Origin of the sequence: Streptomyces sp. NPDC048504, from assembly GCF_043200035.1 — a bacterium.
Classification (GTDB): Bacteria; Actinomycetota; Actinomycetes; order Streptomycetales; family Streptomycetaceae; genus Streptomyces.
On sequence record NZ_JBICXA010000020.1, the window covers coordinates 246,942 to 268,188 of the forward strand.

Annotated in this window: 18 protein-coding genes; 9 read left to right on the forward strand and 9 right to left on the reverse strand. The window is 70.0% G+C overall.

What is annotated here, in order from left to right:
* Nucleotides 1-53 precede the first annotated feature (53 nt).
* Together ACGFY9_RS40245 and ACGFY9_RS40250 are read right to left on the reverse strand one after the other, a co-directional pair.
* Nucleotides 54-1,934 (reverse strand): tetratricopeptide repeat protein, encoded by a 1,881-nt coding sequence (locus tag ACGFY9_RS40245; RefSeq protein WP_393762724.1) that lies wholly within the window; start codon nt 1,932-1,934, stop codon nt 54-56.
* A gap of 142 nt (nt 1,935-2,076) precedes the next feature.
* Nucleotides 2,077-2,979: a 5'-methylthioadenosine/S-adenosylhomocysteine nucleosidase gene (locus ACGFY9_RS40250; RefSeq protein ID WP_393762772.1), complete on the reverse strand. Its 903-nt coding sequence runs from the start codon at nt 2,977-2,979 to the stop codon at nt 2,077-2,079.
* Nucleotides 2,980-3,058: 79 nt separating this feature from the next.
* Here ACGFY9_RS40250 and ACGFY9_RS40255 point away from each other — a divergent pair, with 79 nt between their 5' ends.
* Nucleotides 3,059-3,613 (forward strand): hypothetical protein, encoded by a 555-nt coding sequence (locus ACGFY9_RS40255; protein WP_393762726.1) that lies wholly within the window; start codon nt 3,059-3,061, stop codon nt 3,611-3,613.
* Here the strand turns inward: ACGFY9_RS40255 and ACGFY9_RS40260 are convergent.
* Complete coding sequence (locus ACGFY9_RS40260) at nt 3,603-4,283, reverse strand: response regulator (protein ID WP_393762728.1); 681 nt, start codon at nt 4,281-4,283, stop codon at nt 3,603-3,605. The two genes, ACGFY9_RS40255 and ACGFY9_RS40260, sit on opposite strands and share 11 nt — an antisense overlap.
* Nucleotides 4,280-6,025 carry an ATP-binding protein gene (locus tag ACGFY9_RS40265; RefSeq protein ID WP_393762730.1) on the reverse strand — a complete coding sequence of 582 codons (1,746 nt, stop codon included), beginning with the start codon at nt 6,023-6,025 and terminating at the stop codon, nt 4,280-4,282. Before ACGFY9_RS40265 ends, ACGFY9_RS40260 begins: the two co-directional genes overlap by 4 nt.
* 186 nt (nt 6,026-6,211) lie before the next feature.
* On the opposite strand from ACGFY9_RS40265, the gene ACGFY9_RS40270 reads away from it, so the two are divergent.
* Together ACGFY9_RS40270 and ACGFY9_RS40275 are read left to right on the forward strand one after the other, a co-directional pair.
* Nucleotides 6,212-7,639: a cation:dicarboxylate symporter family transporter gene (locus ACGFY9_RS40270; protein ID WP_393762732.1), complete on the forward strand. Its 1,428-nt coding sequence runs from the start codon at nt 6,212-6,214 to the stop codon at nt 7,637-7,639.
* 205 nt (nt 7,640-7,844) lie between these two features.
* Nucleotides 7,845-8,609, forward strand: coding sequence for a DUF2127 domain-containing protein (locus ACGFY9_RS40275; RefSeq protein WP_393762774.1), 765 nt, complete (start codon nt 7,845-7,847; stop codon nt 8,607-8,609).
* Between the two features lie 35 nt (nt 8,610-8,644).
* On the opposite strand, the gene ACGFY9_RS40280 is transcribed toward ACGFY9_RS40275, so the two are convergent.
* Together ACGFY9_RS40280 and ACGFY9_RS40285 are read right to left on the reverse strand one after the other, a co-directional pair.
* Entirely contained in the window at nt 8,645-9,391 is a 747-nt protein-coding gene (locus tag ACGFY9_RS40280; protein WP_393762776.1) for an aldo/keto reductase, read from the reverse strand.
* 55 nt (nt 9,392-9,446) lie between these two features.
* Nucleotides 9,447-10,367 (reverse strand): NAD-dependent epimerase/dehydratase family protein, encoded by a 921-nt coding sequence (locus tag ACGFY9_RS40285; protein ID WP_393762734.1) that lies wholly within the window; start codon nt 10,365-10,367, stop codon nt 9,447-9,449.
* A gap of 39 nt (nt 10,368-10,406) precedes the next feature.
* Here ACGFY9_RS40285 and ACGFY9_RS40290 point away from each other — a divergent pair, with 39 nt between their 5' ends.
* From ACGFY9_RS40290 to ACGFY9_RS40305, 4 genes are all read left to right on the forward strand, one after another.
* Nucleotides 10,407-10,916 (forward strand): Lrp/AsnC family transcriptional regulator, encoded by a 510-nt coding sequence (locus tag ACGFY9_RS40290; protein ID WP_393762736.1) that lies wholly within the window; start codon nt 10,407-10,409, stop codon nt 10,914-10,916.
* 29 nt (nt 10,917-10,945) lie between these two features.
* Nucleotides 10,946-11,332: a MerR family transcriptional regulator gene (locus tag ACGFY9_RS40295; RefSeq protein WP_393762738.1), complete on the forward strand. Its 387-nt coding sequence runs from the start codon at nt 10,946-10,948 to the stop codon at nt 11,330-11,332.
* Nucleotides 11,333-11,349: 17 nt separating this feature from the next.
* Complete coding sequence (gene trxA / locus ACGFY9_RS40300) at nt 11,350-11,661, forward strand: thioredoxin (RefSeq protein ID WP_393762778.1); 312 nt, start codon at nt 11,350-11,352, stop codon at nt 11,659-11,661.
* A 157-nt stretch (nt 11,662-11,818) separates the two neighbouring features.
* Nucleotides 11,819-14,053, forward strand: coding sequence for a HelD family protein (locus ACGFY9_RS40305; RefSeq protein WP_393762780.1), 2,235 nt, complete (start codon nt 11,819-11,821; stop codon nt 14,051-14,053).
* Between the two features lie 196 nt (nt 14,054-14,249).
* Here ACGFY9_RS40305 and glgB read toward each other — a convergent pair whose 3' ends face one another.
* A complete protein-coding gene (gene glgB, locus ACGFY9_RS40310; protein ID WP_393762740.1) occupies nt 14,250-16,823 on the reverse strand; it encodes a 1,4-alpha-glucan branching enzyme in 2,574 nt (857 codons plus the stop codon).
* Nucleotides 16,824-17,091: 268 nt separating this feature from the next.
* Between glgB and ACGFY9_RS40315 the strand changes: the two genes are divergently transcribed.
* Both ACGFY9_RS40315 and ACGFY9_RS40320 read left to right on the forward strand, forming a co-directional pair.
* Nucleotides 17,092-17,361, forward strand: a complete 270-nt coding sequence (locus tag ACGFY9_RS40315) for a hypothetical protein (RefSeq protein ID WP_393762742.1) — start codon at nt 17,092-17,094, stop codon at nt 17,359-17,361.
* Between the two features lie 162 nt (nt 17,362-17,523).
* Nucleotides 17,524-18,495, forward strand: coding sequence for a hypothetical protein (locus ACGFY9_RS40320; protein WP_393762744.1), 972 nt, complete (start codon nt 17,524-17,526; stop codon nt 18,493-18,495).
* 52 nt (nt 18,496-18,547) lie between these two features.
* Here the strand turns inward: ACGFY9_RS40320 and ACGFY9_RS40325 are convergent, their stop codons facing one another.
* Nucleotides 18,548-19,933: a maltokinase gene (locus tag ACGFY9_RS40325; protein ID WP_393762746.1), complete on the reverse strand. Its 1,386-nt coding sequence runs from the start codon at nt 19,931-19,933 to the stop codon at nt 18,548-18,550.
* Nucleotides 19,934-20,051: 118 nt separating this feature from the next.
* Nucleotides 20,052-21,247, reverse strand: a 1,196-nt coding sequence (gene treS, locus ACGFY9_RS40330; RefSeq protein WP_365309778.1) for a maltose alpha-D-glucosyltransferase, incomplete at its 5' end; no start/stop codon positions are given.

Here is a 21,247-nt window from a genome sequence, read left to right on the forward strand (position 1 = left end):
ACGTTGTGGCCTGGGCGGATGGCTGCCCGGTGAAGGTAAGTGGAGTGGTCTAGTCAGGTCAATGCGTCTGCGTGGGATTGGGCGAGAGCGGCTTCGGTGGGGGCGTTGGCGCGGGTGTAAGCGTCGGCGGACTGGAGGAAGCAGGTGCGGGCCTCGGCGGTGCGGGCGGCGTGATGGTGGGCGAGGGCCAGGTTGGAGAGGGTGTGGCCTGTCCTGTACCAGTCGTCGAACTCCCGGTAGCGCTCCAGGGCCTTCTCGTACGCCTCCTCCGCCTCCTCCGCCTGGCCCGTCTCCCGCAGGGCGTTGCCGAGGTTGTTCCACGCGGTGGCTTCGCGGTGGCGGTCTCCGACGGTCTGGTACAGGTTGCGGGCGCGTGTGTGGGCGTCGATGGCCTCCTCCGCCCGGCCCGTCTCCTTTAAGGCGTTGCCGAGGCTATCCCACGCCATGGCCTCGCGGTGGCAGTCCTCGGCGGCTTGGAACAGGTTGCGGGCCCGGGTGTAGGCGTCGATGGCCTCCGCCGCCCGGCCCGCCTGCCGCAGGGCGTTGCCGAGATTGCCCCACGCGAAAGCCTCGCGGTGGCGGTCCCCGACGGTCTGGTACAGGTCGCGGGCGCGTGTGTGGGCGTCGATGGCCTCCGCCGCCCGGCCCGTCTCCTTTAAGGCGTTGCCGAGGCTGTTCCACGCCATGGCCTCCCTCAGCTGGTTGCCGAAGCGGTGGGCAACTTCCCGTGCGACACCGCAGACCGTGATCCAGTCGTCGAAAGAGCGCCGCCAGTCCAGATACTCCGCCAGACACTGCGACAGCAGCACCGCTGTGTCCGCGTACCGCTCCTCCAGTGCCCACTGCACCGCCGCCACCAGCGCCGCTCTCTCGGAGTCCAGCCACGCCAACGCTCCCGCTCGATCCCCGAACCGCGCCGGCTCCGGCATCCCCGGCAGCCACCGGAGCCGGCTATTCGCCGCATTCGCCCACCGGTAGTAGAACTCCAGCACCCGCTCCCGCGCCGCTTCCCCCTCCTCCCACAACACCGCATTCCCCTTGACCACACCCACCCCGAACGCCCTTACCAAGTCATGCATCCGCCACTGCACGTACGCTCCTCCCGGAAGGGGCGTAACAAGATGGGCTGCCGCGAGCTCTTCGAGCAGGGTGAACGTCCGGTCGACGCTGAGGGCTGCCAGTGCAGCGGCCGTTTCACTGCCGAATTCGGCCGCAGGGGCCAGGGCGAGCAGACGTAGCAACCTCGCCTGCTCAGGCGGCAGTTGCCGGTACGCCGCTTCCAAGACCGGGCGGAGTCCGACAGCCGCAGTCACGTCCTCGACGCCTCGCAACTCGTTCACGAGGGATGCGACGGAGCGATGGCGGCGCTTGCGCAGCATGCCAGCGGTGATCCTCAGCGCGAGCGGATGGCGGCCGCAGAGCGTGGCGAGCTCCGACACGGCCTCCGGTTCACGCGTCGCCCGATCGTCACCGCGGTCGCTGAGCCGCAAGGACCTGTCGATGAGGTCGGCGGCATCCTCCGCGTTGAGCACATCGAGGTCGATCAACTGAGCGTCCAACTCAGTCAATCGATCCCGAGACGTGACCAACACCCGGTGATGATCCGTCCCTGGCACAAGCGGCATCACCTGCCCGGGATCCGAGGCGTTGTCGAGCAGCAACAAAATGGGCCGCTGCTCCCCGGCCAACAGCTGCCGATACAGCCCGTACTGCCCAGCCACCGTCTGCGGAAGATCCGCCCCCCGCACCCCCATCCCGTCCAACAACGCGACCACCGCCTGATCCGCCGTAACCGGATCCGCGTCGTACCCCCGAAAGTCGACGAACAACGTCCCGCCCGGAAACCACCCGTCCCGCACGGCCCGGTGCGCGGCACACAACGCCAGCGACGTCTTCCCGATCCCGCCCAGCCCGGACACCGCGCAGATCACCACCGGCAGCTCGGACTCCGCGGCCGGGTCCAGTACGGGATACAGCCGCGCCAAGTCCTCGTCCCGCCCGGTGAACCCCGCAGGCACCGCAGGCAATGCGGCCCTGGCAACCGGCACCGGCCCATGCACAGAACCGCGCCCTGAACTACCGTTCCCCGTCCCGCCGTCCCACTTGCTTGGCGACGAACGGCCCGTTGAAGGTGCTCCCCCGAAAGTCGAGGTGATCCCCTCCGTACGTGGTCCCCGTGGCCCCCATCGCCCCCGTAGCCCCCCGATGGGGCCCCTCCTCGGAGTCCTCGACCTCCCTGTCGGACCCCCCGACCCGCCTACCACGGAACGGCCGCAGCTCCCGCAACACCGCCACCGCCGCAGCCGCCGCGTTCTCGGCGGCCCGTGGCTGCCAACCCTCCCCGTCCGCAAGGGACTTGTCCGCGTCGGCCCGGTCGCTGATGCCCCGGATGACCAGGGCGTCACCGCCGGCGAGATCCACGGCGCTGACGACTCCCGAGCCCTCCATCTCGATGGCCGCCGCGTCGTTGTAGTGCCGCCGCAGGTGTTCCGCGAGCGCGGACTCGGGTGCGGCCAGGACGACATCGCCCGCGGCGATCGGCTTCAGGTGGGCATGGGGGTCGTCCCGCAACGCCTCCCGGGCGGCCGCGGTCAGCCGGTGCGACGCGCGCCACGCCTCCGGCCGTACGAGAAAGCCCTCCAGTGTCTCCTTGCCGCCGTGGATGCCGTACACCTTCGTCGCCACCACTACGTCGCCCAGGTCGATGTCGCTCTTCAGGCCCCCGGCGACCCCTACGAACAGCACCGCCTGTGGCTCCAGCCACGTCATCACCCGCTCGGTGAGCGCGGCGGCCGTCAGGTTTCCCTCGCCCATCTCGACCAGGGCGACGGACCAGGGTGTGCCGGGGAGTCGGCCGACCGCGGCCCGGGTGCCTCGCGGATGCTCCCGCTTCCGTACGGCCGTGAGATGGGCCTGTACGGCCTTGTACTCCAGCGGCAGCGCGGTCAGCACCGCGACAGTGGGTGGCAACTCAGGCATCTCAGACACTCCCTTAAGGTACTTCCAAGTCGCCTGCGCAGATGCTGTGTTGGCACCACTCGGGGGAGAGGCGAGGGCAATGCCGGAACGTGACGTCAGCGTGGGCCAGTTGCTCCTCGCCGAGTACCAGACCGTCAAGGACGAGCAGAAGACCCGTATCGGGTTCCGCGACAACCTCCTCTACGTCACCCTCACCGTCGTGGCCGCCGTCATCGCCGCCGCGGCCCAGGCCAAGCAGTCCGAGATGCTGCTCGCGCTGCCGCCGGTGTGTGTCGTGCTCGGCTGGACCTACCTCGTGAACGACGAGAAGATCTCCGCGATCGGGACGTATGTGCGGGACGACCTGGGGCCCCGGCTCGCCGAACTCACCGGCGGCGAGGCGCTGTTCGCGTGGGAGACCGCCCACCGTTCCGACAGCCGGCGCCGTTCCCGCAAGGTCATCCAGTGTGTGATCGACCTGCTGGCGTTCTGCGTCGTTCCGCTCGGCGGGCTCGTCGTCTACTGGTTCGCGGGGCAGACGTCCTCCGGCCTGCTCGCCCTGTCCGTGGCCGAGGCGCTCATCGTCGTCGGCCTCGGCCACCAGGTCCTCGGTTACGCGCGGCCCTTCAACTCGCCCCGCCCGCCTACCCCTTGACCCACCGGTACTGCAACTCCGGCCGCCCCACGGTCCCGTACTGCGGACTCCGCGCCGCCCGCCCCGCCTCCACCAGATGCTCCAGATACCGCCGAGCCGTGATCCGGGAAATCCCCACCGCCTCCGCAACCCCAGCCGCGGTGAGCCCTTCCCCGCAGTCCCGCAGTGCGACCGTCACCTTCTCCAACGTCGGCGCACTCAACCCTTTGGGCAGCGCCGCAGGCGAAGGCGCCCGCAGAGCTGCCAACGCCCGGTCTACCTCGTCCTGACCGCTCGCCTCACCCGCCGCCGCATGGAACTCGGCGTACCGCACCAGGCGATCCCGGAGCGTGGCGAACGTGAACGGCTTCAGCACGTACTGCACGACCCCCAGCGACACCCCCTCCCGCACCACCGCCAGATCCCGCGCCGAGGTCACCGCGATGACGTCGGCGTGATAGCCGGCCGCCCGCAACGACCGTGCGAGCTGCAGCCCGTGCGCGTCCGGAAGGTGGAGGTCCAGCAGCAACAGGTCCACCTGCGTCCGCTCCAGTGCCCGGCGCGCCTCCGCCCCCGTGTGCGCCTTGCCCACCGCCACGAACCCCGGTACCCGGCCGACGTACATGACGTGCGCGTCGGCGGCGACGGGGTCGTCCTCGACGATCAGGACGCGGATCGGTTCGCCGGTCATGCGTCACCACCTCCGGACACAGCAGCACGAGAAGCCTCACCGGTACCAGAGGCCTCACCGACACCAAAAGTCTCACCGGCACCAGAAGCCTCACCGGGACCGGTACTCGAACCCTCGCTCCCCGCCCCCCACAAAGGCAACCGCACCTCGAACACCGCCCCGCCCCCCTCCGCCTCAGCCACCGTCAACGTCCCCTCGTGCCGGTTCACCGCCTGCCGCACCAACGCCAGCCCCAAGCCCCGACCACCGGGCCCGGCCGGCTTCGTCGAGAAGCCCCGCTGGAACACCGCCTCCGCGTGCGCCGGATCCACCCCCGCCCCCGTGTCCGCGACCCGCAGCACCAACGCGGAGCCGTCCGACCCCGCCTCCGTGCACGCCGTCACCGTGACCCGCGCCCGCAGGCTCCCCTGCGCCGCGTCCACCGCGTTGTCGATCAGGTTCCCGAGGATGGTCACCAGGTCCCGCGCGGGCAGTGAATCCGGCAGCAGGCCGTCGTCCAGGCCGCTGTCCTCCGATACGACCAACTCCACGCCCCGCTCGTTCGACTGAGCCGTCTTGCCCAGCAACAGGGCGGCCAGCACAGGCTCGTTGACCGCCGAGACGACCTGGTCGGTCAGCGTCTGGGCCAACTCCAGTTCGGCCGTGGCGAAGTCCACCGCCTCCTCCGCCCGCCCCAACTCGATCAGCGAGACGACCGTGTGCAGGCGGTTCGCCGCCTCGTGGGCCTGCGAGCGCAGCGCCTGTGTGAAGCCCCGCTCGGAGTCCAACTCGCCCATCAGGGACTGGAGTTCGGTGACGTCCCGGAGTGTCACCACCGTTCCGCGACGCTCACCGCCCGACACCGGCGAGGTGTTCACCACGAGCACCCGGGACGCCGTCAGATGCACCTCGTCCACACGCGGCTCCGACGACAGCAGCGCGCCCGTCAACGGCGCGGGCAGACCGAGGCTCGCCACTGACCGGCCCACCACGTCCACCTCGGGCCCGACCCCCAGCAACTCCCGCCCGCCGTCGTTCATCAGCGCCACCCGGTATTGACCGTCGAGCATCAGCAGCCCTTCGCGCACCGCGTGCAGCGCGGCCTGGTGGTAGTCGTGCATGTGGCTCAGCTCGCTCGCGTTCATGCCGTGGGTGTGGCGGCGCAGGCGCGCGTTGACGACGTACGTTCCCACGGCACCCAGTGCCAGGGCCCCGGCCGCCACCCCGATCAGCGCCGTGACCTGGTCCTGCACCCGCTGCGTGATCGCCTCCACCTTGATGCCGGCGCTGACCAGGCCGATGATCCGGATGCCGTCGGTGCCGTAGACGGGAGTGACCGCGCGGACGGACGCGCCGAGGGTGCCGGTGTAGGTCTCGGTGAAGGAGTCGCCCTCCAGAGCGGGTCCGATGTGGCCGAGGAACTTCTTGCCGATCTGCTTCCGGTCCGGGTGCGTCCAGCGAATGCCCTGCGGATTCATGATCGTGACGAAGTCGACCTGGGTGTCGCGCTGGACCTTCAGGGAGTACGACTCCAGGTGCGCGGTGGGGTTCGACGTACCGATCGCCGCGATCACCGACGGCGAGTCCGCGACCGACCGCGCCACCGCCATGGCCTGGCGGCCGGCCGCGTCCTCGGCCTGGCTGCGGTCGCTGACGTAGGTGAACAGCGCGTACCCGGCGACGACGACCGCTATCAGCACGGCCTGCATACCGAAGAGCTGGCCGGCGAGGCTGCGGGGGCGGGGGACGTGCGGGAGGCGCATGTCGTCAGTGTGCCTCGCAGGTTAAGCATGAACTAAATGAACGGAAGGGTGACCGCCCTCACAAGCCGGGAGATAGTCACCGCAACCCCCGGAAGCAGCCGCCTCCCGGACCGCTTGAAATCCCCAAACCCCGGACGTGAGCCGCACTCGCCACCCGGGTTCCGCCGGTCGTGAGCCGCACGCCGGATGATGCCGACGACGTCGTCAAGGAGGGCAGCCGTGGCCAGCACCCCCGCACCCGCACCTGCCGCACCCGCAGCACCGCCCGCGAAGCGGGACCGCACCCACTACCTCTACATCGCGGTGATCGTCGCGGTCGCCCTCGGCATCGCCGTCGGGTTCGCCGCGCCGGACTTCGCCGAGGAGCTCAAGCCGCTCGGTACGGGCTTCGTCGCGCTGATCAAGATGATGATCTCGCCGATCATCTTCTGCACGATCGTGCTCGGCGTCGGCTCGGTCCGGAAGGCCGCTCAGGTCGGCAAGGTCGGCGGGCTCGCGCTCGGCTACTTCATCGCGATGTCGTTCGTGGCGCTGGCCATCGGCCTGGTCGTCGGCAACATCATCCACCCGGGCAGCGGCATGCACCTGACCGAGGCCGTCAAGGGCGTCGGACACACGCAGGCCCAGGCCGCCGCCGAAGGCCCGGTCGACTTCCTGCTCGGGATCATCCCGACCACCTTCGTGTCGGCGTTCACCGAGGGCCAGGTCCTCCAGACGCTGCTGATCGCGCTCCTCGCGGGCTTCGCGCTGCAGGCCATGGGCCGGACCGGCGAGCCGGTGCTGCGCGGGGTCGAGTACATCCAGAAGCTGGTCTTCCGCATCCTCGGCATGATCATGTGGGCCGCGCCCGTCGGTGCCTTCGGCGCGATGGCCGCGGTGATCGGCGAGACCGGTATGGACGCGCTGAAAGCGCTGGGCACGATCATGGCCGGCTTCTACATCACCTGTTTCCTGTTCATCGTGGTCGTGCTCGGCACGCTGACCAAGCTGGTCGCCAAGGTCAACCTCTTCCAGCTGCTGAAGTACCTCGGCCGCGAGTTCCTGCTGATCGTCTCCACCTCCTCGTCCGAGTCCGCGCTGCCGCGGCTCATCGCGAAGATGGAGCACCTGGGTGTCAGCCGCCCGGTCGTCGGCATCACCGTGCCGACCGGCTACTCCTTCAACCTCGACGGCACGATGATCTACCTGACCATGGCCTCGCTGTTCATCGCCGACGCCATGGACCAGCCGATGAACATCGGCCAGCAGATCGGCCTGCTGCTCTTCATGATGGTCGCCTCCAAGGGCGCGGCCGGTGTCTCCGGTTCCGGTATCGCCGTACTCGCCAGTGGTCTGCAGTCGCACAAGCCGGCCCTGGTCGATGGTGTCGGCCTGATCATCGGTATCGACCGCTTCATGAGCGAGGCCCGCGCGGTCACCAACTTCGCCGGCAACGCCGTCGCCACGCTGCTCATCGGCACCTGGACCGGCGAGGTCGACAAGGAGCGGGTGAACCGGGTCCTCGCCGGTGAACTCCCCTTCGACGAGAAGACGTTGCTCGACGAGAAGGACGGCGACGACCACCTCGACGCCGTACCCGAGCAGGGCGGCGAGAAGGAACTCGCCAAGGCCTGAGCCTTCGTCGACGCTCCCCGAATCCGGGGCGCCCGGACCCGCCTGAACACGGCCCGGACGCCCCACGGACTCCGGGCGGCTGGGTGTCCCCCCGTCGCTCAGCCGCCCGGTCCTTACAGGGATGTACTAGCGTGCCGTGCCGTGCCGGAAACCTCCGGCGCGCACGGCACGTTCGCGTTCGGTGGGAGTCACGGGGGCCATGGGCATGAAGATCGACTGGGACCGGCGGCACTGCGCACGGCACGGGCACGCCACGTACGCGCCCGAGGAGACGGCACTGCGGGAACGGCTGCGCGCCGAGACCCGGTTCGGGGAGGCCTGGCGGTGTCTGCGCTGCGGGGACTTCGTCCTCGGCGAACCGCACGGTTCGGGGCCCGCCGAGCACGCTCCCCTGGTGCCGCGCGGGAAGGTGCTGCGGGACCTGTTCATCCTGCGGTTCCTCGCCATCGAGCGGGCCGTGCGCGGGGTGTTCATCGTGCTGGTCGCCGCCGCCGTATGGAAGTTCAGCAACAGCCAGGACTCGGTGCGCCGGCTCTTCGACGACTACCTCGACGTCTTCCGTCCGGTCTTCAAGCACTTCCACTACGACCTCGACCACTCGCCGATCGTCGGCACCATCCAGAAGACCTTCGGCTACAAGCACTCCACGCTGGTCCTGGTCGCCGTGCTGCTGCTGGCGTACGCGCTCATCGAACTCGTCGAGGCCGGCGGGCTCTGGTACGCCAAGCGCTGGGCGGAGTACCTGACGGTGGTCGCGACCGCGGCGTTCCTGCCGCTGGAGATCTACGAACTCACCGAACACATCAGCTGGTTGAAGATCGCCACCCTCGTCCTCAACGTACTCGCCGTCCTCTACATCGCCCTGGCCAAGCGGCTGTTCGGGCTGCGCGGCGGGCGGAAGGCCTTCGACGAGGAGCGGGAGAGCGCGTCCCTGCTGGAGGTGGAGACCTCCGCCGGGGTGATGGTCTGACACCCCGGTCCACGAGTTCCTCACCTACGACCGGTTCACGATCGGCACGGTCGTCGTGTCCAGGCGGGCCAGCTCGGTCGACTGGCTCCCGGGATGGGGATCACGCTCGGCGACTTCGCCAACAGCCAGGCCAGACACACCTGTTGTGGGCTGACCTCGCGCTCGCGCGCCACGGAGTGGAACGTGCCGAAGCCTGGACCGCGGTCCAGGCTCGACGGGCCGTCCAGGGAGCTGCGGGAGATGCCACCCAGCGGGCTCCACGGCAGGAAGGCCAGCCCCAGTTCGGCGCACAGCCGTAGCTCGGCCACGCTGTCCCGCACGGCGGGCGAGAACTGGTTCTGCACCGAGACCAAGCGGTCGCCGAGGATCGCGTGGGCCCGCCGGATCTTTCCCTCGTCGAGCAGCTCACGCAGGGCGCCCACTGATTCCTCGTACGGCACTGCCGGGTCGGGCTTGTGGAGTTGGTAGAGGCCGATCGCGTCGACGCCGAGCCGCTTCAGGGAGGCCTCGGCGGCGGCCTTGAGGTGTGGGGAGCCGGTCACCGTCCAACTGCCGTCGGCCGGTCTGCCCCGGCCGCCTTTGGTGGTGACCAGGACGTCGGACGTGTCACCGCCGTGGGTCGCGAGCGCGCGGGCGATCAGCCGTTCGCCGTGGCCGGGTTCGGCGCCCGGAAGGTGGTAGGAGTCCGCCGTGTCCAGCAGGGTCACGCCCGCGTCCAGCGCGGCGTGCACGGGGGCGAGGGCGCGTTGTTCGTGCGGGCGGCCCTCCAGGGACAGCGGCATCGCGCCGAGTTCCACGGCGCTCACGCGTAGGTCGCCAAGTGCGCGGTACCGCTCGTCAGTTGTCCTTTCCCAGGGTCTCGGCGACCGCCCGCGGAAGCCACCGCCGTGCGTCGCCGAAAGCGAAACCGAGCTTCTCCGCCCGGGAGTTGTCCATGCCGTAGGAACGGGCGAAGGAGAACGGGGAGGTCTCGCCCACCTCCACCGTCCGGAAGGCCGTCCTGCCCGACGGCAGGTGTGCGGCGAGCGCCGCGCACAGGTCCGCCGTGGTCAGCGGGTCGTGGGAGGCCGCGTTGACCGGGCCGGTGAAGTCCTGGCCGGCCGTCCAGAAGAGGAAGTCGGCGATCTCGTCGACGTGGATGTACGTCGCCGGGTGGTTGGTGGCGGGGACCGCGATCGGCTCGCCGGTGCGGATGCGGTCGGCGTAGTGGGCCAGGCGGCCGGTGAAGTCGTCGGCGCCGCCCAGGACATGGGCCACACGGACCGCCGTGTACGGGAACTCCGGTCCGGCCGCCGCGAACACCGCCTCCGCCTGCCGCTTGCCCTCGCCGTAGTGCGTGTCGAGGAACTCCGGGTCGCCCCAGGGGAGTTCGAGGTCGACGACCACCGCGAGCGGATCCACGGCCGTCTCGCTCACGAGCGTCGGCGAGTCCTCGTGCTCGTACGCCTCGACCGTCGACGTCATCACATAGCGGCGGGTGCGGCCGGTGAAGACGCGGCGGGCGATCACCGCCTGGCGCGGGGTGTAGCAGACCTGGTCGACGACGACGTCGAAGGTGCGCGGGCCGAGAGCGGCGCGCAGCGCGTCCTCGTCGTCGCGGTCGGCGGTCAGGTGAACGACTCCGGCGGGCGGCGCCGACGAACCCCGGTTGAGGACCGTGACCCGGTCCCCGGCGGCCAGCAGCCGCGCGATGAGCCGCTTGCCGAAGTAGCGGCTGCCGCCGATGACCAGGACGTCCCGTGCCTTTTCCATGGCCATAATTCTTCGGGCGTATCCGCGGGATCTGAAGGGGAAGACATGGGAGTTCCGGCCGCCGTACCGAAAGAACCACGGCATTCGCGAGCCACCGCCGCCGAAACACCGGTTGCCTTCGACGCGGTGGACCGGCAGATCCTCCACCTCCTCCAGACCGACGGCCGGATCAAGCTCAGCGAGCTCGGCCGACGGGTCCGGCTGAGCCCGGCGGCGGTCACCGAACGCGTGCGCCGACTGGAGACCGCGGGCGTGATCAGCGGCTACGGCGCCCATGTCGTCCCGGGCCGGCTCGGCTACGGCATCCAGGCGTTCATCCGGGTCGACCCGCACGGCGGCTACACCCTGAAGCACCCCAGGACCCTGGAGCTGATCGAGCGGCCCGAGATCACCGAGGTGCACCATGTCGTCGGCGAGGACTGCTGGATCCTCAAGACCGCCGTCCGGGACACCGTCCACCCGGAGGAGGTCCTCGAAGCGGTCTCCGCGCTCGGGCGCACCACGACGTCGATCGTGCTGACCTCCCCGGTGGAGCGCAAACCGCTGTTGCCCTGACGCCGACGTCAAGGATTACCGTCGTAGGCATGCGAATCGGCGAGCTGGCCGCGCGGGCCGGGACCACGACGCGGGCCCTGCGGTACTACGAGGCGCGGGGGCTGCTGCCCGCGCGGCGGGGCGGCAACGGGTACCGGACGTACGACGAGGCTGATCTGAAGCTGCTGCGGCAGATCAGGACGCTGCAGGACTTCGGGTTCGACCTGGAGGAGACGCGGCCCTTCGTGGAGTGTCTGCGGGCCGGGCACCCGGAGGGCGACTCGTGCCCGGCCTCGCTCGCGGTCTACCGGCGCAAGCTGGCCGAACTGGACTCCCTGATCGGGGAGTTGCAGGCGGTGCGGGCGGAGATCGGGGTGCGGCTCGCGACGGTTGAGGAGCCACCACCGTTGTGCGAACTGGGAGGGCATGAACTGTGATCGACGTGACCCACGTCATGGACGTGACGGACGAGGATTTCGCGGCGGAGGTGATCGGGGCCGAGCTGCCGGTGCTGGTGGAGTTCACGGCGGACTGGTGTCCCCCGTGCCGGCAGATGGCGCCGGTGCTGCGGGCCCTGGCCACCGAGGAGGCCGAGCGACTCAAGGTGGTGCAGTTGAACGTGGACCAGAATCCGGAGACCACGAACGCCTACAAGGTCCTCTCGATGCCCACGTTCATGGTCTTCCGGGGCGGTGAGCCGGTGAAGGCCATGGTGGGGGCCCGGCCCAAGCGACGGCTGCTGGAGGAGCTCTCCGACGTGCTCTGATCCCGCCCGATACGCAAAGAAATCCCCCGAGCAATTGCGCTCGGGGGATTTCTTTGCGTATATTCAATGGTTCGCGACTTCACGGGAATTGAGTCGCGAAGAGGCTTAGTGAGCACAGTATATATGTCCGGGAGTGGAATTGTCAAACAGCGATGAAATTCACGGTGAGCAGGAATTCATCGACGGTCTGTACGCGCGCGTGGACGCGCTGCGCGACGCCACCGAGGACTCCGTCACGGACGCGCTCGGGCAGAGCAACACGCCCAGGCAGGCCCGGCTGGAGCGGGACATCCTCGTCGCCGAGCGCTCAGGGATGCTCGCCGCGCTGAACGCCGTGGAAGGCTCGCTCTGCTTCGGCCGGATCGATCTGACCTCCGGCACCACCCACCACATCGGCCGCATCGGCATCCGCTCCGACGACGCCGACCTCACACCGATCCTGATCGACTGGCGGGCCGACGTCGCCCGCCCCTTCTACCTGGCCACCGGCCACACCCCGATGGACCTGCGCCGCCGCCGGCACCTCACCACCGACGGGCGCCGCGTCACCGCCCTGCACGACGAGATCCTCGACCTCGGCGACGCCACCCGCACCGGCCACGAGGACCCGAGCGGCGACGCCGTCCTGCTCGCCGCGCTCAACTCCGCGCGCACCGGCCGGATGAGCGACATCGTGCAGACCATCCAGGCCGAACAGGACGAGATCATCCGCGCGCCCTACCGCGGGGTGCTCGTCGTCGAGGGCGGCCCCGGCACCGGCAAGACCGCCGTCGCGCTGCACCGGGCCGCGTATCTCCTCTACGAATACCGGGAGTTGCTCGCCAGGCGCGCGGTCCTGATCGTCGGCCCGAACCCCGCGTTCCTCGGCTACATCGGCGAGGTGCTGCCCTCCCTCGGCGAGACCGGCGTACTCCTCGCCACCGTCGGCGAGCTGTTCCCCGGCGTGAAGGCCACGGCCACCGACAGCCGGGCCGCCGCCGCGGTCAAGGGCCGCGCCGACATGGCCGACGTCCTCGCCGCCGTCGTACGCGACTGGCAGTCGCTGCCCGACCCGGTGATCGCGATCGAGCACGACCGCGAGATCCTGATGCTCGACGACGGCCTCGTCCGCGTGGCCCGTGACCGCACCCGCGAGGCCGGGCTCCCGCACAACGCGGCCCGCGAGCACTTCGAGGGCCACATCCTCAACACGCTCACCGAACTCTTCGCCGAACGCATCGGCACCGACCCCTTCGACGGCGGCAACCTCCTCGACCCCAGCGACATCACCCAGATCCGCGACGAACTCGCCGAGAATCCCGAAGTCTGGGCCGCCATCGACCAGTTGTGGCCGCGCCTGACCCCGCAGTACCTCGTCGCGGACTTCCTCGCCGACCCCGTGGGCTACGTCTCCGACGACGACGCGGCCGCCATCCGCCGCCCGGTGACCCGCGAGTGGACCGTGGCGGACGTACCGCTGCTCGACGAGGCCGCGGAGCTCCTCGGGCGGGACGACCGGGTGCGGCAGGCCCGGGCCCAGCGCGAGCGTGAGGAGCAAGTGTCGTTCGCACAGGGCGTGTTGGACGTGTCCTTCGCGTCCCGGACGTTCGAGTTCGAGGACAAGGAGGAGGGCGACCCCGAGGGCTCCGAGGTGCTGTCCGCGCACGACATCATCGACGCGGAACGCTTCGCGGAGCGGCACGAGGAGGAGGACCACCGCAGCGCCGCCGAGCGCGCGGCGGCCGACCGTACCTGGGCGTTCGGGCACATCATCGTCGACGAGGCGCAGGAACTCTCCCCGATGGCCTGGCGGTTGCTGATGCGGCGGAGTCCCACGCGGTCGATGACCCTGGTCGGCGATCCCGCCCAGACGGCGGAAGCGGCAGGCGTCGGCTCCTGGTCGGAGATCCTCGCCCCGTACGTCGAGGACCGCTACGACCACACCCGGCTCGGCGTCAACTACCGCACCCCCGCCGAGATCATGGACCTCGCGGCGGCGGTCGTCCGCGCGGAGAATCCGGGCTTCGAGCCGCCGAGTTCCGTGCGGGCCACGGGGGTACGGCCCTGGGTGCGGGCCACTGACGACTTGCCGGGTGCGGTGGCCAAGGCCGTGGATGAACTCACCCCTGCGGAGGGGCGCTTGGCGGTCATCGCGCCTCGTGATCTGCACCGGAGGCTGGCCGCGCGGCTGGACGGGGTGACGGCCGGCGCGGAGCCGGATCTGACGCGGAGTGTCGTTCTGCTTGATCCTCGGCAGGCGAAGGGGCTGGAGTTCGACTCGGTGTTGGTTGTCGAGCCGGGGCGGTACGGGACGAGTGATCTGTACGTGGCGCTTACTCGGGCTACTCAGCGGTTGGGGGTGCTGCATACGGGTTCGCTGCCGCTGAGCTTGGCGGAAGCGGGGGCGGTGTGACGGCGTGATGGTGGGCAGCGTTGGTGTGGGCGTCCTGGGGGCTGCGCCCCCAGACCCCCATCGGCCCTGAAGGGGCCTCGTCCTCAAACGCCGGACGGGCTGAGTAATGCCGGCCTGCGTCAGTAAGTGCCGGACGGGCCGGGTTTTGCCGGCCGGGGTTGAAGAAGTCCCGGTTGGCGTTGCGAAGTTGGGGCTGCTACGCCGGGCGCAGCCAGACCGTTGCCAACGGCGGCAAGGTCACTCGGATGCTCGCCGGGCGGCCGTGCCACGGTTGGGGTTCGGGCTTGATGGGGTCCGGGTTGGTGATGTCGCTGCCGCCGTAGAGGGCCGTGTCGGTGTTGAGGGTCTCGTGCCAGGCGGGGATGTCGTCGGGGGTGCCCAGGCGGTAGTCGTGGCGGACCACGGGGGAGAGGTTGCTGACGGCCAGGAGGGGGGAGCCGTCGGTGTCGTAGCGGAGGAAGGCGAAGACGTTGTCCTCGGCCGCGTCGCCGGTGATCCACTGGAAGCCGGACGGGTCCGTGTCCAGTTGCCAGAGGGCGGGGGTGTGGCGGTAGACCGTGTTGAGGTCGCGGACGAGGTCGCGTACGCCTCGGTGGTCGGCTTCGGCGCCGTAGGAGGGGTCCAGGAGCCACCAGTCGGGGCCGTTTGTCTCCGACCACTCGGCGCCTTGGGCGAACTCCTGGCCCATGAAGAGGAGTTGCTTGCCGGGGTGGGCCCACATGAAGGCGAGGTAGGCGCGGAGGTTGGCGCGTTGCTGCCACCAGTCGCCGGGCATCTTCGACACCAACGAGCGCTTGCCGTGGACTACTTCGTCGTGGGAGATCGGCAGGACGTAGTTCTCGCTGTACGCGTACACCATCGAGAACGTCATCTCGCCGTGGTGGTGCTTGCGGTGGACCGGCTCGTGCGACATGTAGTCGAGCGAGTCGTGCATCCAGCCCATGTTCCACTTCAACCCGAAGCCCAGGCCGCCGAATCCGCCGGGTCCGATGTGGTGCGTGGCGCGCGTGACCCCGTCCCAGGCGGTGGATTCCTCGGCGATCGTCACGACACCGGGCACCCGCCGATAGACGGTCGCGTTCATCTCCTGGAGGAAGGCAACGGCGTCGAGGTTCTCCCGGCCGCCGTGCTCGTTCGGGGTCCACTGGCCCGGTTCGCGTGAGTAGTCGAGGTAGAGCATCGAGGCGACCGCGTCCACGCGCAGGCCGTCGATGTGGAACTCCTCGCACCAGTAGACGGCGTTCGCCACAAGGAAGTTGCGCACCTCACGGCGGCCGAAGTCGAACTCCAGGGTGCCCCAGTCGGGGTGCGCGGCCCGGAGCGGGTCCTCGTGCTCGTACAGGGGGCGGCCGTCGAACTCGGCCAACGCCCAGTCGTCGCGCGGGAAGTGGGCCGGGACCCAGTCCATCAGGACGCCGATACCGGCCTGGTGCAGCGCGTCGACCAGGAACTTGAAGTCGTCGGGAGTGCCGAGGCGGGCGGTCGGGGCGTAGAAGCCGGTGACCTGGTAGCCCCACGAGCCGCCGTACGGATGCTCGGCGACCGGCATCATCTCGACGTGGGTGAAGCCCAAGTCCTTGACGTAGGCGGGGAGTTGCTCGGCAAGCTGACGGTAGGTCAGACCCGGGCGCCAGGAGGCGAGATGGAGCTCGTAGATGGAGAAGGGGGCCTTGTGGGCGGGGAGTTCGGCGCGCTGGGCGAGCCATTCCGCGTCGTTCCACTCGTAGTGCGAGGCGTGGACGATCGAGGACGTGGCGGGCGGTACCTCGGTGCGGCGGGCCATCGGGTCGGCGCGCATCGTCTTCGACCCGTCGGGCCGGGTGATCTCGAACTTGTACAGCTCGCCCTCGCCGATGCCCGGCATGAACAGTTCCCAGACACCGGTGCCGCCGAGTGAGCGCAGCGGGGCGCCCGTCCCGTCCCAGAAGTTGAAGGTACCGGCGAGGCGTACACCCTGCGCGTCCGGCGCCCACACGGTGAACCGGGTGCCGGCGACCCCCTGATGCGTCATCGTCCGCGCCCCGAGCGCCTGCCACAACTCCTCGTGCCGGCCCTCACCGATCAGGTGGAGATCCAGATCACCGAGCGCGGGGAGGAACCGGTACGCGTCCTCGACCTCCTGCACGGTGCCCTCGTAGGCCACGGCGAGCCGATACTCCGGCACACCCTGCAACGGCAGCAACCCCGAGAAGAACCCGTCCCCGTCATCATGCAGCTCGGCCTTCAACTGACCTGCCACGACCGTGACTCCGAGGGCGAAGGGCCGGAACACGCGGAAGGCTACTCCGCCGGGGACCGAGTGGGCGCCGAGTACGGAGTGGGGGGCGTGGTGGGTTCCGTGGAGGAGGCGATCGCGGTCTGTGGCGTCCAGGGCGGGGGAGATGGTGAGGGTTGGGGGAGGGGTGGGCGAGGCCGATGGAGTGGGCTGGGTGGCCGGCTCTGGGGTGTCGGTGGGGGCTGTCAGCGGCACCGGCGTCGCGGCTGGAGCGGCGGGCGGGGCCGGTTCGGTGAGCGGGGTCGGCGGCGCCTGCGGTTCGGTCGGCTCCGGTGCGTCGGCCGAGGCCGGTGGCGTGGCCGAGGCCGGTGCGGTGGTCGGGGGTGCCGTCGACTCCGAGATGTTGGCCGGGGCCGGAGGCTGGGGCTGAGCCGGAGCGCTTACCGGGGCCGGGGGTATGGCCGGCTCTGGGGCGTCGGCCGGAGTCTGGTCCGGAGCGGATGCGGTTGGCGGCGATGTCGGTGTGGCCGACTCGTGTGCGTCGGTCGGGGCCATCAGCGGGGCCGGGGCCGGTTCGGTGATCGGCGGTGTGGCCGGCTTCGGTGCGTCGGCCGAGGCCGGTGCGGTGGGCGGTGGTGTGGTCGATTCCGAGGCAGTGGCCGGGATCGGAGGCTGGGTCCGAGTCGGGGGCGTGACTGACTCTGAGGTATCGGCCGATACCGGCAGTGTGGCCGGAGCCGGAGCGGTGGATGAGGTCGGTGTGGCTGACGGGGGCGCTGGTGTGGCCGTCTGCGCCTTCGGGGCATCGGCAGGAGTCGGCAGTGTGGCCGACCCCGAACCCGAGGTGTCGTCCGGAGCTGGCGGCGCCGCCGGAGCGGGTGCGGTGGACGGCGTCGAGGACGTGGCCGGCTCTGCGGCCTCGGCCGCCGCCGGCGGCGAGGCCGGTTCCGAGGTGGGGCCCGGTTCCGAGGTGGGGCCCGGTTCCGAGGTGGGGCCCGGTTCCGAGGTGGGGCCCGGTTCCGAGGTGGGGCCCGGCTCCGACGTGGCGCCCGGCTCCGACGTGGACGCGATGCCAGAGGCGTCAGCCTCCTGACCCGGTGTGGAAGCCGCCTGCTCTGCTGCGGAAGCCTCCTGCGCCGGGGGAGCCCCCTGCTCAGGTGCGGAATCCGCCCCCTCCGATATGGGAGCCGCGCTTTCCTGCGTGGGAGGAGCCGCCTCCGAATCCACCCCCGTGTCGGCGGTAACCGTCCTCCGCGTGGACTTCTCGTCAGCCGCGATGGTCTTCCTGGCCAGGCCCTTCTTCGCCGAGTTCTTCTTCCCGGCACCCTTCTTGGCGGCGACCTTCTTGGTCGCGCCCTTCTTCGCTGCGGTCCTCTTCGTCACGGTCTTCCTCGTGCTGCCCGTCTCCGCCACGACGTCTTCTGCCGAGCCCGTCTCCGCCGGGACCTTCGCCGTCACGTTCGTCCTCTTCGCCGTACCCGTCTTCGCGGCGCCCGTCTTCGTCATGGCCTTCTCCGTCGCAGCTTCTGTCGCCGAGGTGTCTTCCGCCGAACCAGTCTTCGCCACGGCGTTCTTCTTCTTGAGCACGGCGCTCTTCGCCGCAGCCTTCGTTGCCGCTGCCTTCTTCGTACCGGCGTTCTTCGTCGTCGCCCTCTTGGCCCCGGCCTTCCCAGGCTCGGTCGTCTCGGCCGGTGTGTACCTCTTCGCCGTTTTGACTCCGGCTGCCGCGGCCTTCCCGGGCTCAGACGTCTCGGCCGGCGCGTTCTTCTTCGTTGTCTTGGCTCCGGCCGCTTTTCCAGACTTAGCCGTCTCAGCCCGCGCGTCCTTCGCCACCGCCCTCGTGGCCCCGGCCTTCCCGGCCTTCCCGGGCGCAGCCGTCTCCGCCGCCCCCTTCGACCCGGCCTTCTTCGCAACGGCGTTACCCGTCCCGCCCCTCTTTTCCATCGCCTTCTCCGCCGCCGCCCCCTTGCCCGCAGCCCCCTTGACCCTGCCTCCCTCGCCCACCGCCTTCTCGCCCGCAGCCCCTTTAAGCGCGCCCCCCTTGCCCGCCGTACCCTTCCCCACAACCTCGGCGCCCTTCTTACCCCCGCCGCCGTCACCGCCCCCCTTCTCCGCAGGAGCCGTCGGCTGTACTTCCGCACCGCTCTTCTCCTCGGCCGTTTTCTTCCTCGGCTGTGGATCCGAACCGTTGGACGGGGGACGCGGGGTCACGGGTAGAGCCTCCTGAGCGGGGTGAGTTCGAGGCGGGCGGGATGTGGTCGAGGTCGAGGTGGGTCGGGTCAAGTCGTGGGGTTCGCCAGCCGCCGTACCGCTGACATGGGGACCGGGAGCCAGTCCGGGCGGTGGCGGGCCTCGTAGAGGACTTCGTAGATCGCCTTGTCCGTCTCGTACGCGCGGAGCAGGACCGGGTCCGTACGCGGATCCACCCCCGTCACCTCCGCGTACCCCGAGCAGTACGCCGCCCGGCACATGTCCGCCCAGCCCGGCGCGGCCGGTGTCGTCGAGTGGGCCGCGTAGTCGAAGGAACGGAGCATCCCCGCGATGTCCCGTACCGGCGGCTGGGGCATACGGCGTTCCGCGAGGGGCCTGGAGGGCTCGCCCTCGAAGTCGATCAGGGACCATTCCCCGGACGGTGAGTGCAGGCACTGGCCCAGGTGCAGGTCGCCGTGGATGCGTTGGGCGGTCCAGGTGTGGCCCTCCGCCGCCAGATCCGCCAGTGCCGAGAACGCCGAGTGCAGGCCGGGGGCGTACGGGCGGAGCGCCGGTACCGCCTGTGCCGCCGCGTCCAGGCGCTCCGTCATGCCGCTCACCAGCAGTTCCAGCTGTGCGTGGCCCAACGTCATCGTCGGCAGCGCCCGCGCCAGGGCGACATGTACTTCCGCCGTCGCCCGGCCCAGCGACCTCGCCTCCGTGCCGAAGTCCTCGCCCTTGGACAGTTCGCCCAGCGCCAGTTCCCAGCCGTCCGCCGCGCCCCGCACGAAGGGCTGGAGGACTCCCAGGACGTACGGTTCGTCCGCGAACTCCGCCCGTAGCCACGCCGTCGGTGCCGGTACCCGCGTGCAGCCCTCCAGCGCCAGGGCCAGCGGGAGTTCCAGGTCGGGGTTGGTGCCGGGCACGATCCTGCGCAGCAGTTTCAGGATGTACGTGTCGCCGTAGACCACCGATGAATTGGACTGCTCGGCCGTCATCAGGCGCGGGGTCAGGCCGGGGCCGATGTCCGGGGCGTCCGGGGCCCGTTCGAAGCGCAGCCCGCCGATGCGGGCCCGGGTGCGCAGCGCCTCCAGGAGCACCTCGGCGGGCCGGGGGTCGTACAGGGCCTCGTACACCGTGTGACCGGCGAGCGGGCCCTCCTCCACATGTCCGATGAGCGCGGGCGCGAGCCGGGGTGGCAGCGCCTCGCGCACGCCTATGAGGAGTTGGTAGCAGTCGCCCGGGGCGGGGGACTGATGGGCGCGGACCAGGAGGTGGTACAGGCCCGGCTTGGTGCCGTCCACCGGGAGGAGCTCGGTCGCCGCCACCAGCGAGAAACCGGTGACGGGACGGCCTTTGCCCGCGAACCACCGTTGCCTGGGCAGCCACTCCCGCAGGAGGGGGTCCAGTGACGCGAGGAGGTCCGGACCGGGACCGGGACTGGTCCGGCCGGAGAGTGTGACAGTTTCCGCCATGGAGTCACGTTCCTTTCCCCGGGGGTGGTCGGGGTGTCACTGTTGCGTGCCCCGGGCGGGGCGGGGGAAACCGAAACCGCCCCGCCCCACCGGGATCCAGCCCGGATCCAGCAGCGATCTAGGCGGCTTCCTTGCGGAGCCGGAACCAGTAGAAGCCGTGCCCCGCCAGCGTCAGCAAGTACGGCAGCTCTCCTACGGCCGGAAAACGCACCCCGCCGAACAGTTCGACCGGATGCCTCCCATTGAACGCCCGCAGGTCCAGTTCCGTCGGCTGCGCGAACCGGGAGAAGTTGTTCACGCACAGGACGAGGTCGTCCTCGTACTCGCGCAGGAACGCGATCACCGCCGGATTGGACGACGGCAGTTCCCGGTACGAGCCGAGGCCGAACGCCAGGTTCTGCTTACGGATCTCGATCATGCGGCGCGTCCAGTGCAGCAGCGAGGAGGGCGACGACATCGACGCCTCGACGTTGGTGACCTGGTAGCCGTAGACGGGGTCCATGATGGTCGGCAGCGACAGCCGGCCGGGGTCACAGGACGAAAAACCTGCGTTGCGATCCGGTGTCCACTGCATCGGCGTGCGGACGGCGTCGCGGTCGCCGAGCCAGATGTTGTCGCCCATGCCGATCTCGTCGCCGTAGTAGAGAATCGGCGAGCCGGGGAGCGACAGGAGCAGGGCCGTGAACAGCTCGATCTGGTTGCGGTCGTTGTCCAGGAGAGGGGCCAGGCGCCTGCGGATGCCGATGTTGGCGCGCATACGCGGGTCCTTCGCGTACTCCGCCCACATGTAGTCGCGTTCCTCGTCGGTGACCATCTCCAGGGTCAGCTCGTCGTGGTTGCGCAGGAAGATGCCCCACTGGCAGCCGGACGGGATCGCCGGGGTCTTGGCCAGGATCTCCGAGACCGGATACCTCGACTCCCGCCGGACCGCCATGAAGATCCTCGGCATCACCGGGAAGTGGAACGCCATGTGGCACTCGTCGCCGCCGCTCGGGAAGTCGCCGAAGTAGTCGACGACGTCCTCGGGCCACTGGTTCGCCTCCGCCAGCACCACCGTGTCGGGGTACTGCGCGTCGATCTCCTTCCGTACCCGGCGCAGGAACTCGTGGGTTGCCGGAAGGTTTTCGCAGTTGGTGCCCTCGGCCGCGAACAGGTACGGGACCGCGTCCAGGCGGAAACCGTCGATGCCCAGGTCCAGCCAGAACTTCAGCGCCGAGATGATCTCTTCCTGGACGGCCGGGTTCTCGTAGTTGAGGTCCGGCTGGTGGGAGAAGAAGCGGTGCCAGAAGTACTGCTTGCGGACGGGGTCGAAGG

Bases quoted from the DNA above. Each gene is read 5' to 3' on its own strand.
- ACGFY9_RS40265 (WP_393762730.1), bottom strand. From the start codon at position 6,025: ATGCGCCTCCCGCACGTCCCCCGCCCCCGCAGCCTCGCCGGCCAGCTC.
- ACGFY9_RS40280 (WP_393762776.1), bottom strand. From the start codon at position 9,391: ATGCCGCTGTCCCTGGAGGGCCGCCCGCACGAACAACGCGCCCTCGCC.
- ACGFY9_RS40295 (WP_393762738.1), top strand. From the start codon at position 10,946: ATGCGAATCGGCGAGCTGGCCGCGCGGGCCGGGACCACGACGCGGGCC.
- ACGFY9_RS40250 (WP_393762772.1), bottom strand. From the start codon at position 2,979: ATGCCTGAGTTGCCACCCACTGTCGCGGTGCTGACCGCGCTGCCGCTG.
- ACGFY9_RS40285 (WP_393762734.1), bottom strand. From the start codon at position 10,367: ATGGCCATGGAAAAGGCACGGGACGTCCTGGTCATCGGCGGCAGCCGC.
- ACGFY9_RS40270 (WP_393762732.1), top strand. From the start codon at position 6,212: ATGATGCCGACGACGTCGTCAAGGAGGGCAGCCGTGGCCAGCACCCCC.
- glgB (WP_393762740.1), bottom strand. From the start codon at position 16,823: ATGGCCCCGACCGACGCACACGAGTCGGCCACACCGACATCGCCGCCA.
- ACGFY9_RS40255 (WP_393762726.1), top strand. From the start codon at position 3,059: ATGCCGGAACGTGACGTCAGCGTGGGCCAGTTGCTCCTCGCCGAGTAC.
- ACGFY9_RS40290 (WP_393762736.1), top strand. From the start codon at position 10,407: ATGGGAGTTCCGGCCGCCGTACCGAAAGAACCACGGCATTCGCGAGCC.
- ACGFY9_RS40275 (WP_393762774.1), top strand. From the start codon at position 7,845: ATGAAGATCGACTGGGACCGGCGGCACTGCGCACGGCACGGGCACGCC.
- trxA (WP_393762778.1), top strand. From the start codon at position 11,350: ATGGACGTGACGGACGAGGATTTCGCGGCGGAGGTGATCGGGGCCGAG.
- ACGFY9_RS40260 (WP_393762728.1), bottom strand. From the start codon at position 4,283: ATGACCGGCGAACCGATCCGCGTCCTGATCGTCGAGGACGACCCCGTC.
- ACGFY9_RS40325 (WP_393762746.1), bottom strand. From the start codon at position 19,933: ATGGCGGAAACTGTCACACTCTCCGGCCGGACCAGTCCCGGTCCCGGT.